The sequence below is a fragment of the Psychromonas antarctica genome (assembly GCF_022267535.1).
Lineage (GTDB): Bacteria > Pseudomonadota > Gammaproteobacteria > Enterobacterales > Psychromonadaceae > Psychromonas > Psychromonas antarctica.
The window spans coordinates 16,599-31,768 of the sequence record NZ_JAHNZV010000007.1; the positions used below are offsets into that span (position 1 = coordinate 16,599).

Consider the following 15,170-nt stretch of genomic DNA (forward strand, 5'->3'; position numbering starts at 1 on the left):
AGTTATACCTTTTCTGTATTACGTTGCATGTAATTGCTGATGGCTGAAAATGCCGCCGTGAGTTTGTCTTTATCTTTTTTGCCTGGGGTGCTTTCCACCCCGGAGTTAAAGTCTAAACCTGCGCAACCAATAATGGCTGCTTGTTGTGCATTTTCGGGTGTTAATCCACCGGCTAGCATGATATTGCTCTTATCTATCTCTAAGCCATCAAGCAGTGACCAATCAAATACTTTACCTGTACCGCCGCTGAGACTGCCACTACGCGTATCAAGCAGATGTTTTTGTACATTAAATTTAGTTAAATCCGGTAAGCTGTCAGTGATGCCATGGGCTTTCCATATCTCACATTGATTAGGCAGCAACGCGCGTAAAGTCTTTACATATTTAGGCGTTTCATCGCCATGCAGCTGTACCACGCTAAGACCGAGTTGTTTGACTGTATAAGCGATTAGCTCGGGATCTTCATTTTGGAAAACCCCAACGTATAATAACGGCGCGCCGGCCATGGTCAGACGCGCTTGTTCCATATCTACAAAACGCGGTGATTTTTCAACAAAAATAAGACCGCCGTAGACGGCACCTGCTTGATAAACATCAGCAGCATCACGGGGGGTGGTTAAACCGCATACTTTGTTATCACCGAGTATTAAGCGTCGGCACGCTCTGTCAATATTGTGCTGGCTCATAATTGAACTGCCGACTAAGAAACCATTGGCGTATTTACTTAACGCTTTGACTTGTGAATGGTCATAAATACCTGATTCTGAAATCACCACGCGATCTGCTGGAATTCTACTTGCCAATTCTTTAGTACGGTCAAGATCGATGCTTAGATCTCGCAGGTTACGGTTATTAATACCGATGATTTTTGCATTTAATGCAATGGCGCGGACCAATTCATGTTCATTACTGACTTCAGTTAACACGCCCATATTTAAGCTATGGGCAGTATCACGATAGGCTTGATAAGCATCGTCATCTAAAACTGATAACATCAGCAAAATGGCATCGGCTTGATAGTGGCGAGCCAAGTAAATTTGATAAGGATCGACAATAAAATCTTTACATAAAACCGGTTGGCTGACCTGATCGCGAACCTGAGTGACATACTCAAAGTCGCCTTGAAAATACTTTTCATCGGTTAACACTGAGATTGCACTGGCGTAGTTTTTATAAGTGCTAGCAATCAAGTCCAAATTGAACTCTTCTCTAATTAACCCTTTTGACGGGGAGGCTTTTTTACACTCCAAAATAAACACGCTTTTATGTTGTGTTAGTGCAGCATAAAAATTACGGTCACTCATGGTTAACTGATCTTTAAATTGAATTAGAGGTTGTTGCTGCTTACGTATTTTCAACCATTCTATTTTATCATCTACAATTTTACCGAGAATCGTATTTTGCAGGCTTTGATCATTTAACATTGGCTTTGCTCCGCTAATTGTTTAACTAACTGCAATGGTTTACCCGTTAGCATCATTTCTAACGCCATCGTTGTACCTTCTTTAAAGGTATCTGCGAACCCATTTAAGACTAATAAAGCGGAAACGTTAATGGCAACGGCTGCTTGCTGCGCATCAGTGCCTTTACCTTGTAATATTTTTTCGATAATCATTTTATTATGTGCCGCATCGCCGCCTAAAATGGCCTCAATAGGGTACCGGGGGACACCAAAATCAGCTGGTGATAGGGTATATTCTTTTATTTCTCCCTCAATAAGCTCGGCAACATGAGTCTCGTCATGCAATGCTATTTCATCTAAACCACTGCCAAAAACGACCATAACCCGCTTCATGCCCAACTTTTTATGTACTTCGGCAATCGGTCGTAAAAGTTCAGCTGCATAGACGCCCATCAATTCAAAATCGGGGCGGGCTGGATTAACCAGTGGACCTAATAGATTGAAAATTGAACGGGTTTTCAGTGCGCCGCGTACTGGTGCGGCAAACCGCATGCCAGCATGATATTGCGGCGCAAAAATAAAGCAGATATTAAGGGTATCTAGGCAGTGACGGGCCACTTCCGGGGACATATCTAAATTTACGCCAAAGGCCGCCAACAGATCCGACGATCCAGATAGACTGGACACACTGCGACTGCCATGTTTACACACCTTTAAGCCACAAGCTGCGGCTACAAATGCGCTAGCGGTTGAAATGTTAATGGTGCCCAAACCATCGCCGCCAGTGCCGACAATATCGGTGAAATCATAATCAGGGCGTGGGAATTTTTTTGCTTGGGCGAGTAGCGCATTGGCAGCACCGGTTATTTCTGTCGGTGTCTCGCCTTTTATTTTTAGCGCAGTTAAAGCCGACGATAAAATAATCGGATCGATTTCACCTTGTACAACTTGCTCAAAAAAAGCTTGGCTTTGCTCACTAGTAAGTGATTTCCCTGCGTATAGTTGCTCTAACATCTGATGGATATTGAACTGGCTCATCTACATGGCCTCCCTGTTGGTAACAAGATTTAAACTCGACTCTAATAGTTTCGCACCTTCACAGGTTAAAATGGATTCGGGATGAAATTGAAAACCAATCACCTTATCTTGGGCGTTGTAAACGGCCATGCACATGCCATTATAATCTGCGACTGTTTCAAGTGAATCTGGCACTTTAATACCGATCAGCGAATGATAACGGGCAACTGATAGTGGCTGACTTAAGCCTGCAAACATGCGATCGCCACAATGGCTAATTAATGAGGACTTACCGTGCATTATTTCATCTGCTTGGCCGACAACACCGCCGTATTGCTCAATTAACGCTTGATGACCTAGACAAATGCCAATAATGGGTAGCTGACCTTTGCATAAGCCAATCAGCTCAATCATACAACCCGCTGCACTGGGTGTACCGGGGCCGGGTGATAGAATTAAAACGGCTGCATTTTCACATTCATCAATATGCGCTTTAACCTGCTGTGCGGATAAGCTATTACGGTATATTTTGACTGGATAGTCCAGCGATTTAAATTGATCCACTAGGTTGTAAGTAAAAGAATCAAAGTTGTCTAGAAAAAAGAGTGTTGGTTTTTTAGTGATGTTCATCTGCTTATTCCCCTAAAACCTGCGCTAATGTCGTGCCGTGTGCTAATGCTATTGCATTGAGCACTGCAGCTGCTTTGCCACGGGTTTCATCCGCTTCAGCTTGTGGGTTGGAGTCAAAAACAACACCTGCTCCAGCCTGCGCCTGCGCCATGCCATTTTTAACAAACGCAGAGCGGATAACGATACAGGTATCCATATCACCACAACCATTAATATAACCGACGGCACCACCGTAACTGCCACGCCTTTTTTGCTCAACTTGACGGACTAGATCTGATGCGCGGATTTTAGGCGCGCCGACTAATGTGCCCATGTTCATACAAGCCTGATAAGCGTGCAGTGCATCAAAATCGCTGCGTAACTGACCCACTACGCGCGACACTAGATGCATTACATGGCTATAGCGATCTACTTTAAGGAGATCGGCCACATGGCGCGATCCCGGCTCACTAATGCGGGCCACATCGTTACGCGCTAAATCAACCAGCATAAGATGTTCTGAGGTTTCTTTTTTATCTAAGCGCAGTTCCAGCTCCAATCGGCCGTCTAAATCTTTGTTAATAGAACCGTCAGGATTAAAACCACGGCCACGGGTGCCTGCAATCGGATAAATCTCTACCTCATTAGTATTTTTTGTATATTTAAGCGCACTTTCAGGTGAGGCGCCAAACAGCACAAAGTCACTGTCTTTGAGATAAAACATATACGGGCTTGGATTGGTTTCTTTTAGTTTTGCATAAGCGGCGATAGGGTTGGGGCAAGAGAGTGAAAAACTGCGTGAGGGCACAACTTGGAAAATATCCCCTTTAACAATGTACTCTTTTAAGGCTTTTACAATATCACAATATTGTTGGTCAGAAACATCCGTAGTGACTTTCCCTTTCAGCGGAATCACCGTTGTTTCACTGGGCACAAAGTTTGTGCACAGGGCCTGTAGTGTTTTTAGGCGCTTGCTGATACGGCGCTCATTTTCATCTGAGTACAAACCGCCAAAGACACTGCCGATCAGTTGACTTTTTTGTGTTTGATGATCTTGTACTAGCAGTGTTTCAGCTACATAGAACATAAAGTCTGGGCAAATATTCACACTCTCTGGTACCACCATGAGATCTTCAAAGGTAGCAATAAAGTCATAGGCAAAAACCCCACCAAGAAAAAGTGCTTGCTGGTGTGATGAGCGTTTTTTAATGTTGGCAACGATGCAACGGAGCGCATCCACAGGAGAAGCTGATTTAAGGCGCTGATCTTCATCGCCACTGCTATCTGATTGTGGAAAGGTGAGTTGTAACTGTTGGGCAGATTGCTGGCTAATAAGTTGCGTTGAAAATTGCGGTGTAATAAATGTGAGCAGATCTTTACCGTTATCGGTTAACGCTTCGAAGGTGACTACTAAACCATGGCAGGTGATTTTCAGACAGGCATCGATTAGCATTAAGCTTTTAAGATCGGTTTTACTTTCAATTTCTGCGGAATCAAAAAGCAGATGATTATCGCTGTGTTCGGTGATTTTTTGGAATAGCGAGAGGGAATTCCCTATGTATTCACAATCAATTTCAATGCTTTTTAAAACGCCAATGGGGTGCAGAGTATTCATTTTTTAATCCTTTTAAATCAGTGTGTAATAGCTTATTCAAGGTCCTTTTTGATTATTGCCATCGCCAACACTGTATAAGGATATTTATTCTCTTCATTATATTTCTCTAATTTTATTTTTATTTTAAAACGCCAAATACAAAAAAAGCCCGCAATTTGCGAGCTTTAAAATTTGGTTTTTTGGAAAATTTACAATATACAAAAACCTCATTGCTCGCTTAAGAGAATGAGTGCCACCAAGAATCTTTAAGAGTAATTGTATTTAAAATCATATATTATGCGTCCCATAAATTTAGACTTCTATTTTTTGCGATTCTGCTATTAATGTCAAGATGATTTTTAGGATATTCAATGTTAATTGATCTTCACTCACATACTAAAGCGTCGGATGGGCAATTAACCGCCAATGAATTAGTTATACGTGCAGCCAATCGGCAAGTCGATATGTTGGCGATAACGGATCATGACTCGATAGACGGATTGGCGCCGGCGCAGCAAACGATTACAGATAATAATTTAAAGTTAACGCTAATCAATGGAATCGAAATTACCACTAACTGGTTAAATCATGAGATACATTTGGTGGGGGTGAATATCGACCCGCATCACCCAGTATTAACGGATTTAATTGTGGCGCAAAAAGAGAAGCGTGAAAACCGTGCTATTGAGATGGGGCTGCGTTTAGAAAAAGCGAAAATTCCGGGTGTTTATGAGGCGGCGAAAGAACTGGCGGGCGACGGGGCGATCACGCGCGCACATTTTGCCCGTCATCTGGTTGAAATCGGCGTGGCGCCGACTTTCCAGAAAGTATTTGATAAATATCTAAGCCGTGGTAATACTGCTTATGTTCCCCATCACTGGGTAGAACTGGAAGAGGCGATTGATGTCATTCATCAAGCCGGCGGACAAGCTATTCTGGCGCACCCGAACCATTATGATTTATCAAATAAATGGATGCGTCGTTTATTTACGGAGTTTAAAGAATTTAATGGCGATGCCATGGAAGTCGCAATGGGGCAACAATCCCCGCAAATGCGCCTACAATTAGCTATGTGGAGTGAAGAGTATGGTTTACTTGCTTCACAAGGTAGCGATTTTCATTTTGTTGGACGCTGGCGAGATCTAGGCAAAGCACTACATTTACCCGACATAGCAAAACCAATTTGGTCTGATTGGCCAAGTTATCAAGCGTTAGCTATAACAGAAGAAATATTATGAGTCATTTTTTGTATATACATCCAGAAAATCCACAAGTTCGCTTACTAAAGCAAACCGTCGAAGTTTTAAAAAAAGGTGGGGTGATTATCTACCCGACTGATTCTGGTTATGCCTTGGGCTGTACCCTTGATAATAAACATGGTTTGGAAAAAATATGTCAGATTCGTGATTTAGATAAAAAGCATAATTTTACCTTAGTATGTCGAGATCTCGCTGAAATTGCGACTTATGCCCGTGTCGATAATCAAGCGTATCGTGCTTTGAAGAGTAATACGCCTGGAGCGTATACTTTTATTTTTAAATCGACCAAAGATTTACCCAAACGGTTGATGAACCCCAGTAAGCGTACAATTGGTATCCGTATCCCAAATAACATTATCGCCTTGGCATTGCTTGCAGAGTTAGGTGAGCCGTTAATGAGTACCAGTCTAATTTTGCCCGGTTCGGTGACCACCGAATTTGATCCCGAAGATATTCGCGATAAGTTAGAGAATCAAGTGGATTTAATCCTAAACGGCGGTTATTTAGGCGAATCACCGACAACAGTGATCGATTTTTCAGATGACGATGTAGTGATCGTTCGTGAAGGCAGCGGAGACTTAACCCCATTTCAATAAAGACGTTGCCAGCTGTTGGCTTTCTGCCTTTAGCTGTAAACCGATAGCTGTCAGCCGTTAATTGACAGCTATCATTAAAGAGTAAGTTAAAAGCGATTTAGATCGCGATTGGCATAATGTGAATTACCCAAAGGAAAGTTAAAATGAGTGAAAAATTACAAAAAGTATTAGCACGTGCAGGCCTAGGTTCTCGCCGTAAAATGGAAACTATTATTGCTGAAGGTCGAGTCAGTATTGATGGTAAAGTGGTTGAACTGGGTGAGCGCGTCACGGAAGAGCAGATGATTCGTGTCGACGGTCATATCATCAAAAATAAAAGTGCAGATAAAGAGGTGTGTCGAATCCTCGTTTATAACAAACCTGAAGGTGAGATTTGTACGCGCAGTGATGAGGAAGGCCGGAAGACAGTATTTGAACGTTTGCCGCGTTTAAACGGTGCGCGCTGGATTTCCATTGGACGTTTAGATATTAATACCTCAGGTTTATTGTTATTCACCACTGATGGTGAATTTGCAAATAAAATGATGCACCCAAGTCAACAAGTCGAGCGTGAATACGCAGTGCGTATATTTGGTGATGTTGATGAGGCGATGCTTAATCGCTTACGTATGGGAGTGAAACTCGACGATGGTGAAGCGAAATTCTTATCCATTAAAGAATCTGGTGGTGAAGGCATTAATCGCTGGTTCCATGTTGTTTTAACCGAAGGACGTACGCGTGAGGTACGTCGTTTATGGGAAAGTCAAGGTGTGCAAGTAAGTCGCCTAATGCGCGTACGTTATGGCAATATTCATTTAGAAAAGCAGTTACCTCAGGGCGGTTGGATTGAGTTAAATCTTAAAGAGGTCAACTATTTGCGTAAAATGGTTGATATGCCGAAAGAGACAGAAACCAAAGTACGTGTTGATGTGAGTAAAGTGAAAAATACCCAATCGCGTATTCGCCGCGCGGTGAAAAAGCACAATCAACATCGTAAAACGGGTGAGCGCCGTCGTAATACTAGCCGTACGCGCAATTAATCGCTGCATACAAATAGCCTCTTAAAAAAGTATACTCAAGTTATACTTTTCTTATTTATGCTAAGCGATCAGTAATTAAAACGACTGATCGCAAGCGTTTTGCCCTCTGAGTTCTGTAGTGCGACTTGCCATTCTCCGTGCATACTCGGTTGGATAAATTTTCTAGAATAACTGCGCCAGCGATTCGCCCATACCCCTATTCGAACTTTTGCGATGGTTTCACCATCCAAGCTCCAGATGTAATAGAACATTTCATCTTTTAATCCGATGGCATCAGAGTAGGCATAAAGCGTTGCTATATTATTAGCGTCAAACCTAATATCACTGATGGTTCCCACCGGCTCATTATTTATTACGCTTTTGGAAATCACGAAACGCGTGATCTGATCTGAAAATATTTTCACTTCTGACTCTACAAAAAGAGGGGCTGCACTGCTTACCTGTTGTGTTGGTGCAGGTGCCGTGTCTTTGCTTGCCGTTATTGAAATATATTTTTTAGGAACGTCGCTATTGGAAGCGCGGGGGGATGCTATTTGTGGGGTTCCTCCTTTTCGTATTTGTAGGGATGCTGCAAGCTCTTTTTTAGCCCGCTGCGTTGCTGTGCTCTGTTCTATATTGACAGACGCGATGGTCATATCTGCAGGGGGGGGCGTTACAGTATTATTTTGAATCTGTTGTTGATTAAAATAAGCCCGGCCGGCAACGGTTAGCGCCGTAAGTGCAATGAGAGCGATCACCGAAGACGCTATTATCCTGTTCCAATAATAAAGATAGACCGTTTCTTCTTTAACAACATTATTCACTTGCGCTGCAAATTTAATGCGGATACTCAATTTCTTGGGTTTAGTCATTTTGTAAAGTGCTCGTCCGTTGTTAATCGCGTAGCTGCCGCTTAATTCTGTGCCGTAAAGTAGAGATTATAAGCAAAACAGTGGAAAACCCAAGAAGATGATGGTCTATTGTTCACATTATTGTCCTTTATGTGCTGTGCCGAGCAATGCTTTATTTAATTGCCCTGTTTTGCCCCTCTATGCCGATCTTACTGCAGATGGGAAATCAGCACCTTGCGTTATGATGGCTATAAGACAGGGTGCGTTGCGGCCTAGTTGCTAAGTTTCTGTTATTTATCCGCTAAGCGCGGTTTCATCTGATCTGAAAAGCCCTTATAATAATCTTCTTTTTTATTCTTTAACTTACGTATTCGGAAAACATTGTGGCAAAAAAGATCCAAGCTATTCGTGGCATGAACGATACCCTGCCTGAGCAAACTCCTGTTTGGCAAAAATTAGAATCGTTATTTAGACAAGTTGTCAGCAGTTACGGTTATTCTGAAATTCGCATGCCGATTGTTGAAAACACGCATCTTTTTAAACGCTCCATTGGTGAAGTCACCGATATTGTTGAAAAAGAGATGTATACCTTTGCCGATCGTAATGGTGACAGTTTAACTCTTCGTCCAGAAGGTACCGCTTCTTGCGTGCGCGCCGGAAATGAACATGGCTTGCTATATAATCAAGAACGCCGTTTATGGTACACAGGCCCTATGTTCCGCCATGAGCGTCCGCAAAAAGGGCGTTACCGTCAGTTCCATCAATTTGGCGTGGAAACGTTTGGCATAGCCAGTGCAGATATCGACGCGGAAGTTATTTTACTTTCAGCACGCCTATGGAAGGCATTAGGTATCGATGAGCATGTTGAACTGCAGCTGAATTCACTGGGTAGTAATGACGCACGCGCGTTATACAAAGACGCATTGGTTGAATTTTTATCAGCACATGTTGATATCTTAGATGAAGATAGCAAACGGCGCATGATGACCAACCCGTTGCGTGTTTTAGACAGTAAAAATCCAGACATTCAAGCTTTATTAGTGGATGCGCCGAAACTTTCTGACCATCTTGATGCCGAATCACAGGCACATTTTGCCCAGCTGCAAAAATATTTAGATGTCGCTGGCGTAAAATACACCATTAATGAACGTTTGGTACGTGGACTTGATTATTATAACCGCACTGTATTTGAGTGGGTTACAAATAGCTTAGGCTCTCAAGGTACAATCTGTGCAGGTGGCCGTTATGATGGTTTGGTTGAGCAGTTAGGGGGGAAAGCAACCCCTGCGGTAGGTTTTGCAATGGGCCTTGAGCGTATTATTTTAATGTTGGAAACTTTAGCATTAAATGACGATATAAAAAGTGATGTTGATATCTACAATGTCTTAGTGGGGGAAGGGACGGATCTTGCTGGTCTTAAAATGGCAGAACTTATCCGGACTAAATTACCACAGCTTAAAATGATGCATCATTGTGGCGCAGGTAACTTTAAAAAGCAGATGAAACGAGCAGACAAGAGTGGTGCGCGCATCGCCTTAATTATCGGTGAAAGTGAGTTACAGAGTGGTTGTGTCACAATAAAAGAATTACAAGGTAATACAGCGCAACAAACGGTTGCAACTGATCAACTAATTAAGGTATTACCTACCTATTTTAACGAATTGAACTCATAAGGAATAACAAGTGGTTGATATTATCGAAGGCTATGAAACAGAAGAGCAGCAAGTTGAAGCGATCAAAGGCTGGTGGAAAGAGAACGGCAATACACTCATTATAGGTGCAGTTGTTGGCTTAGCAGGCCTATGGGGATGGCGTTTTTATAATGAATCGGTTATCAGTGGTCAGGAACAAGCTTCACAAGCGTATTCGGATATGCTGGTTAAGTTTGAAGCGCAACAAGGAGATAAAGGATTACAAGATATCAGCCTCTTTGCGACTAATAATGTTGACAATAGCTATGGCGTATTGGCTTCTTTATTACTTGCAAAAGAAGCGGTTGTACAAAAAAACTATTTATTAGCAAAAACGCAACTACAACAACTGCAAAGTCAAAACAGTTACGCCCCACTTAATTCGGTTATTAACTTACGTTTAGCTCGTATTCAACTGCAGCTTGGTGAGTACCCTGAGGCATTATCGACCTTAGCATTGATAACGGATAAAAGCTTTTTAGGCAAAGCTTATCAAGTAAAAGGTAGTATCTTCCTGAAACAAGAGAAACTAGAAAACGCGCGAACTGCATTCCAAGATGCGATTAATGCAAGCCAAGGACGTGTTGATCCTGCTTTACAGCTACAATTTGATGATCTGGCTCAATCTACAGATTCGTCCGTTGCTGCGCCGATTCTTGACGCTGAAAAATAAATAGAGATAACAGATGAAGAAATGGTTTAAGCGTATTGCTATTATTTCCAGCGCGACTTTATTATTAACGGGTTGCTCTGTCTTTTCGAGTGAAGATGATGTGGTAGTTATGGCTGAGTTGCCTGCTTTTGAACCATCTTATCAGCCGCAAATAGCGTGGCAGGAAAGTATTGGTAATGGTATTGATAAATACTATTCGCAATTACAGCCTGCTGTTGATCAGCAAGCTGTTTATGTTGCATCGCGAGATGGCAGAATAAAAGCATTCTCGCTTGATGGGGAAAAGTCACTTTGGTCAACTGATTTTAGGGATGATCAACGTAATCAATTAAATCGTTCTGCGCGTTTCTCCGGTGGCATCTCCTTATCGCCTGATAGTTTATTTATTGGCACTGAAAATGCGCAGGTTTTGGCCTTTAATAAAAGTGACGGCGAATTAAAATGGTTAGCAAAAGTTAGCGGTGAAGTGATCGCGCAGCCCGTTTACGCGAATGGTAAAGTGGTCGTGCATACCTCTCGTGGGGATTTAATCTGCTTAGATAGCAATACGGGAGATATGCTGTGGACTCTTACCAATAAACAACCGAAATTAACATTGCGTGGCAGTGCCACACCATCAATTTCACAAGGTGGTATCGTATATGGTCGCGCAGATGGGTTTGTAGCCGTCGCTTTATTGGCAGATGGGCGTCCTCTTTGGCAGTTGCCCGTTGCCCGTCCTCATGGTGCAACAGAACTAGATCGTTTGGTTGACGTGGATATGCAACCTATTATTAATAACGGGATTGTTTATACGCTTGCTTATAACGGTAACCTTACTGCGATTGATTTGCTTAAAGGGGAGCAGCTTTGGTCTCGTAAATACGCGGGATTTAGGAATATTGCATTGTCAGGCAATTCGCTTTATCTCTGTGACTACCGCGGTTACATCTTTGCCGTAGATCGTAAATCAGGTAGTGAGCTGTGGGTAAATGATAAACTTGGATATCGAAACGTCACGGGAGTTACGGTCGCCAACCAGTATATCGTTGTCGGTGATGGTGAAGGTTATCTACATTGGATAAATCGTGATGATGGTGCCTTCGTAGCACAACAATACCTTGATTCAGATGGTTTATACATGCAGCCTATCGCAACAGATACCCATCTTTATTTACAAACGCGCAGTGGTAAATTAATAGCCATTGAAAAACCGTCGTTAAATGTAGAATAATTACTTAATTATTTACTGTATACTATTAACCCCTCGTCTTTTTTGACAAGGGGTTTTTTTTGTTTTATAGGATTGAAATATGTTACCAGTCATCGCTTTAGTTGGTCGTCCAAATGTGGGCAAATCGACTTTATTTAACCGCTTAACTCGTACTCGTGATGCGTTGGTTGCGGACTTCCCAGGTTTGACGCGAGATCGTAAATATGGGCAAGCAAAAATCGAAGAGAGAGAGTTCATCGTCATTGATACCGGCGGTATTACAGGAGATGAAGAGGGCATTGATGCCTTAATGGCGGGGCAATCTTTACAAGCAATTGAAGAAGCTGATGCTGTTTTATTTCTCGTTGACGCACGTGCGGGAATGACGGTGGGTGATGAAGCTATTGCCGATCATTTACGTAAACAAGAGAAAAAGATATTTATTGTCGCCAATAAAACCGACGGTATTGATGCTGATTCTGTCTGTGGTGAATTTTATGCGCTTGGTTTAGGTGAGGTTTATCATATTGCAGCAGCACACGGTAAAGGTGTGCGCCAGATGATAGATACTGCATTAGATGGTTTTTTCGATGATATTCCTGAAGAAGATGAGTTCGATGAATTTGAGCAAGCCCTTGAATACGCAGAAGATGATGAAGATGCATTGCTGAAAGAGCAAGAGCGGCTTAAAAATCTGCCTATTAAATTGGCCCTAATCGGTCGACCTAATGTGGGTAAATCAACCTTAACTAACCGCATATTAGGTGAAGAGCGGGTGCTTGTTTATGATATGCCGGGCACAACGCGAGACAGTATTTATATTCCAATGAGTCGTGATGATCGCGAATATATTTTGATCGATACTGCGGGCGTGCGTAAACGTAAAAAAGTCAATGAAACGGTTGAAAAGTTTTCCGTAATCAAAACATTAAAAGCAATTGAAGATTGTAATGTGGTCTTGCTGATTATTGATGCACGTGATGGCATTTCAGATCAAGATTTATCGTTATTAGGTTTTACACTTAATGCTGGACGTTCATTGGTGATTGCCGTCAATAAATGGGATGGCATGAATGACTATGATAAAGATCGTGTTAAAAGTGAATTAGATCGCCGACTTGGTTTTATTGACTTTGCAAAAATCCATTTTATTTCAGCCCTTCACGGCACCGGTGTCGGACATCTATACGAGTCAGTTGAAGAAGCCTATGATTCGTCAACAAAACGAATTTCCACATCAATGTTAACACGTATTATGGGCATGGCTGTTGATGATCATAATCCACCAATGGTACAAGGGCGTCGTGTTAAGTTACGTTATGCGCATGCGGGGGGATATAATCCGCCCATTATTGTTATTCATGGTAATCAAGTTAAAAAATTACCGGATTCCTACAAACGTTATTTGATGAATTATTTCCGTCGTTCGCTGGCGATTATGGGTACACCGATTCGTATTGAATTTCGTGAAGGCACGAATCCATTTGAAGGACGTCGTAATAAATTAACGCCGAATCAGATGTATAAACGCCAACGTATGATGAAGTTCCATAAAAAAGGAAAATAACTATGGAATTAACGTGTCCAAAATGTCAGAACGAAATAGAGTATGGCGGCATACAAAAACAAAATTACCATTGCGATGCTTGCGCTGGTGATTTTAAATTACATGCCGCATGTGATAAGTGTGGTGATAAACTTGAACTTTTGCAGGCCTGTGGAGCAGCAAATTTATGGTGTAACAGCTGTAATGAATTAAAAAGTAAGTCAACTGCTATTTATACACTGCAACCGTTGTAGATTTTTATCTGTTATAAACGTAAAAAAGCCATTAACTAAATTTAGCTAATGGCTTTTTTGTGTGCACTAAGTAGGACTATTTAAACACGACAGTACGGTTAGCATAAACAAAAACCTTATCATCTAATACTTGTTGTAGCGCATTGCTTAATACTGAACGCTCAACATCACGGCCTGCTTTTGCGAGATCTTCAGCACTATAAGCATGATCTATATGGGCGATATCTTGGGTAATAATAGGCCCTTCATCGAGATCGTTATTTACAAAATGTGCAGTGGCACCGATTATTTTTACGCCGCGATCAAATGCTTGTTGATACGGTTTTGCACCGATAAAGGCGGGTAAAAAGGAGTGATGAATATTGATCAGTTTGTTTTCATAAGCAGCAACAAAAGTCGGTGTTAAAATACGCATGTACTTCGCTAAAATGACATAGTCAGGTGTGTAAGGCGCAATGGCGTCTAATACTTTCTGCTCATGTGCTTCACGAGTCAGGCCCTCATGACTGACTGTGTGATAAGGGATATTAAATTTAGCGACTAACTCTTCAAGTATATCGTAGTTGCCGATAACAGCTGCAATTTCTACATCAATACCGCCATAAGTACTTTTCATTAAAATATCGCCAAGACAGTGCGTTTCTTTGGTCACTAAGATTACGATTCGCTTACGTTTTTGTGATACTAAAGCGCGTCGAGAGCCTGTTGGCAAATTGAAATCTAGATCAGCCAACAGTGTATGATCGTTAAAGTAGCCTTCAATTTCGGTACGCATAAAGAAGCGCCCATGTTGGTGATCTACAAATTCATTGTTTTTAATTATATTGAGTTGGTGCTTTTGGCAGATATTGGTGATCTGAGCAATCAGTCCTTTGCTATCTGGGCAATCGGTTAGTAGTGTTTTCTTTTCCATTATAGTCTCTTTATTTCCTCGCTATATCAGCCGCAACATTTTTTATATTTTTTGCCACTGCCACAGGGGCAGTTATCATTTCGTGTTATCTTACCTGATTTTTGCTCAGGATAAAAAATACCATCACAATAAAGCCATTGATCGTGCTCTTTAACAAAACGAGAGCGTTCATGGTGGCAGTGTAATTGCCCGTTTTCTATAAACCAAGCTTTGAATTCTACAAAGCCAATATCACCAGAACTATCCGTTGCTATTATCTGTAAGTTTCTCCACTCTACTGTTTTGCTAGCTAACTGTGCTGCGCTCAGCGAGCCGCGGTAATCTCTGTGATAGGTCAAAAGAAGGTAATCACCTAATTGATAAACAAAGGCACTAAAACGCGATCGCATTAGCTGCTCGCAGTTGCATGCCGTGGTTTTATTATTATGCAATGGAAAACAACATTGTTGATATGTTTTGCCGCTTTTGCAGGGGCAATCTGGGTACATTAGAGTATTCATTTTATTCTTTGTGTTATAAAAAAAAAGCGTTCAAAGGAACGCTTTTGTGCTTAATTAAAAGCATTAATCATCAGA

15 protein-coding genes are annotated in these 15,170 nt (G+C 41.8%); 8 read left to right on the plus strand and 7 right to left on the minus strand.

What is annotated here, in order from left to right; translation table 11 throughout:
* Positions 1-2: 2 nt before the first annotated feature.
* The 4 genes from trpCF to KSO91_RS03445 are packed head-to-tail and all read right to left on the minus strand — an operon-like array spanning position 3 to position 4,643.
* Entirely contained in the window at positions 3-1,424 is a 1,422-nt protein-coding gene (trpCF, locus tag KSO91_RS03430; protein WP_238741363.1) for a bifunctional indole-3-glycerol-phosphate synthase TrpC/phosphoribosylanthranilate isomerase TrpF, read from the minus strand.
* A complete protein-coding gene (trpD, locus tag KSO91_RS03435; protein ID WP_238741364.1) occupies positions 1,418-2,440 on the minus strand; it encodes an anthranilate phosphoribosyltransferase in 1,023 nt (340 codons plus the stop codon). The genes trpCF and trpD overlap by 7 nt, the downstream gene beginning before the upstream one ends.
* Complete coding sequence (locus tag KSO91_RS03440) at positions 2,441-3,049, minus strand: aminodeoxychorismate/anthranilate synthase component II (RefSeq protein ID WP_238741365.1); 609 nt, start codon at positions 3,047-3,049, stop codon at positions 2,441-2,443.
* Positions 3,050-3,053: 4 nt separating this feature from the next.
* Positions 3,054-4,643 carry an anthranilate synthase component 1 gene (locus KSO91_RS03445; protein WP_238741367.1) on the minus strand — a complete coding sequence of 530 codons (1,590 nt, stop codon included), beginning with the start codon at positions 4,641-4,643 and terminating at the stop codon, positions 3,054-3,056.
* A 350-nt stretch (positions 4,644-4,993) separates the two neighbouring features.
* Between KSO91_RS03445 and rnm the strand changes: the two genes are divergently transcribed.
* From rnm to rluB, 3 genes are all read left to right on the plus strand, one after another.
* Positions 4,994-5,860 carry an RNase RNM gene (rnm, locus tag KSO91_RS03450; RefSeq protein WP_238741369.1) on the plus strand — a complete coding sequence of 289 codons (867 nt, stop codon included), beginning with the start codon at positions 4,994-4,996 and terminating at the stop codon, positions 5,858-5,860.
* Positions 5,857-6,477 carry an L-threonylcarbamoyladenylate synthase gene (locus tag KSO91_RS03455; protein ID WP_238741371.1) on the plus strand — a complete coding sequence of 207 codons (621 nt, stop codon included), beginning with the start codon at positions 5,857-5,859 and terminating at the stop codon, positions 6,475-6,477. The genes rnm and KSO91_RS03455 overlap by 4 nt, the downstream gene beginning before the upstream one ends.
* Before the next feature lie 143 nt (positions 6,478-6,620).
* The gene (gene rluB / locus KSO91_RS03460; protein ID WP_238741374.1) at positions 6,621-7,496 is read left to right on the plus strand and encodes a 23S rRNA pseudouridine(2605) synthase RluB; all 876 of its coding nucleotides are present in this window, start codon (positions 6,621-6,623) and stop codon (positions 7,494-7,496) included.
* A gap of 68 nt (positions 7,497-7,564) precedes the next feature.
* Here rluB and KSO91_RS03465 read toward each other — a convergent pair whose 3' ends face one another.
* Positions 7,565-8,347, minus strand: a complete 783-nt coding sequence (locus KSO91_RS03465) for a DUF2914 domain-containing protein (protein ID WP_238741377.1) — start codon at positions 8,345-8,347, stop codon at positions 7,565-7,567.
* 362 nt (positions 8,348-8,709) lie between these two features.
* On the opposite strand from KSO91_RS03465, the gene hisS reads away from it, so the two are divergent.
* The 5 genes from hisS (at position 8,710) to KSO91_RS03490 (ending at position 13,682) form a co-directional block, all read left to right on the plus strand.
* Positions 8,710-9,999: a histidine--tRNA ligase gene (gene hisS / locus KSO91_RS03470; protein ID WP_238741379.1), complete on the plus strand. Its 1,290-nt coding sequence runs from the start codon at positions 8,710-8,712 to the stop codon at positions 9,997-9,999.
* Positions 10,000-10,009: 10 nt separating this feature from the next.
* Positions 10,010-10,690, plus strand: a complete 681-nt coding sequence (locus KSO91_RS03475; protein ID WP_238741381.1) for a YfgM family protein — start codon at positions 10,010-10,012, stop codon at positions 10,688-10,690.
* Between the two features lie 13 nt (positions 10,691-10,703).
* Positions 10,704-11,903, plus strand: a complete 1,200-nt coding sequence (bamB, locus tag KSO91_RS03480) for an outer membrane protein assembly factor BamB (protein WP_238741383.1) — start codon at positions 10,704-10,706, stop codon at positions 11,901-11,903.
* Positions 11,904-11,982: 79 nt separating this feature from the next.
* On the plus strand, positions 11,983-13,449 hold the full coding sequence (gene der, locus KSO91_RS03485; RefSeq protein ID WP_238741386.1) for a ribosome biogenesis GTPase Der: 1,467 nt from the start codon (positions 11,983-11,985) through the stop codon (positions 13,447-13,449).
* Positions 13,450-13,451: 2 nt separating this feature from the next.
* Positions 13,452-13,682, plus strand: coding sequence for a zinc ribbon domain-containing protein (locus KSO91_RS03490; RefSeq protein ID WP_238741388.1), 231 nt, complete (start codon positions 13,452-13,454; stop codon positions 13,680-13,682).
* A 76-nt stretch (positions 13,683-13,758) separates the two neighbouring features.
* On the opposite strand, the gene purU is transcribed toward KSO91_RS03490, so the two are convergent.
* Both purU and KSO91_RS03500 read right to left on the minus strand, forming a co-directional pair.
* Complete coding sequence (purU, locus tag KSO91_RS03495; protein WP_238741390.1) at positions 13,759-14,595, minus strand: formyltetrahydrofolate deformylase; 837 nt, start codon at positions 14,593-14,595, stop codon at positions 13,759-13,761.
* A gap of 26 nt (positions 14,596-14,621) precedes the next feature.
* Positions 14,622-15,095, minus strand: a complete 474-nt coding sequence (locus KSO91_RS03500; RefSeq protein ID WP_238741392.1) for a YchJ family protein — start codon at positions 15,093-15,095, stop codon at positions 14,622-14,624.
* Positions 15,096-15,170 lie beyond the last annotated feature (75 nt).

What these genes read in the sequence shown, in the direction of transcription:
- trpCF (WP_238741363.1), bottom strand. Translation starts at nt 1,424, where the DNA reads ATGTTAAATGATCAAAGCCTGCAAAATACGATTCTCGGTAAAATTGTA.
- trpD (WP_238741364.1), bottom strand. Translation starts at nt 2,440, where the DNA reads ATGAGCCAGTTCAATATCCATCAGATGTTAGAGCAACTATACGCAGGG.
- KSO91_RS03440 (WP_238741365.1), bottom strand. Translation starts at nt 3,049, where the DNA reads ATGAACATCACTAAAAAACCAACACTCTTTTTTCTAGACAACTTTGAT.
- KSO91_RS03445 (WP_238741367.1), bottom strand. Translation starts at nt 4,643, where the DNA reads ATGAATACTCTGCACCCCATTGGCGTTTTAAAAAGCATTGAAATTGAT.
- rnm (WP_238741369.1), top strand. Translation starts at nt 4,994, where the DNA reads ATGTTAATTGATCTTCACTCACATACTAAAGCGTCGGATGGGCAATTA.
- KSO91_RS03455 (WP_238741371.1), top strand. Translation starts at nt 5,857, where the DNA reads ATGAGTCATTTTTTGTATATACATCCAGAAAATCCACAAGTTCGCTTA.
- rluB (WP_238741374.1), top strand. Translation starts at nt 6,621, where the DNA reads ATGAGTGAAAAATTACAAAAAGTATTAGCACGTGCAGGCCTAGGTTCT.
- KSO91_RS03465 (WP_238741377.1), bottom strand. Translation starts at nt 8,347, where the DNA reads ATGACTAAACCCAAGAAATTGAGTATCCGCATTAAATTTGCAGCGCAA.
- bamB (WP_238741383.1), top strand. Translation starts at nt 10,704, where the DNA reads ATGAAGAAATGGTTTAAGCGTATTGCTATTATTTCCAGCGCGACTTTA.
- der (WP_238741386.1), top strand. Translation starts at nt 11,983, where the DNA reads ATGTTACCAGTCATCGCTTTAGTTGGTCGTCCAAATGTGGGCAAATCG.
- KSO91_RS03490 (WP_238741388.1), top strand. Translation starts at nt 13,452, where the DNA reads ATGGAATTAACGTGTCCAAAATGTCAGAACGAAATAGAGTATGGCGGC.
- purU (WP_238741390.1), bottom strand. Translation starts at nt 14,595, where the DNA reads ATGGAAAAGAAAACACTACTAACCGATTGCCCAGATAGCAAAGGACTG.
- KSO91_RS03500 (WP_238741392.1), bottom strand. Translation starts at nt 15,095, where the DNA reads ATGAATACTCTAATGTACCCAGATTGCCCCTGCAAAAGCGGCAAAACA.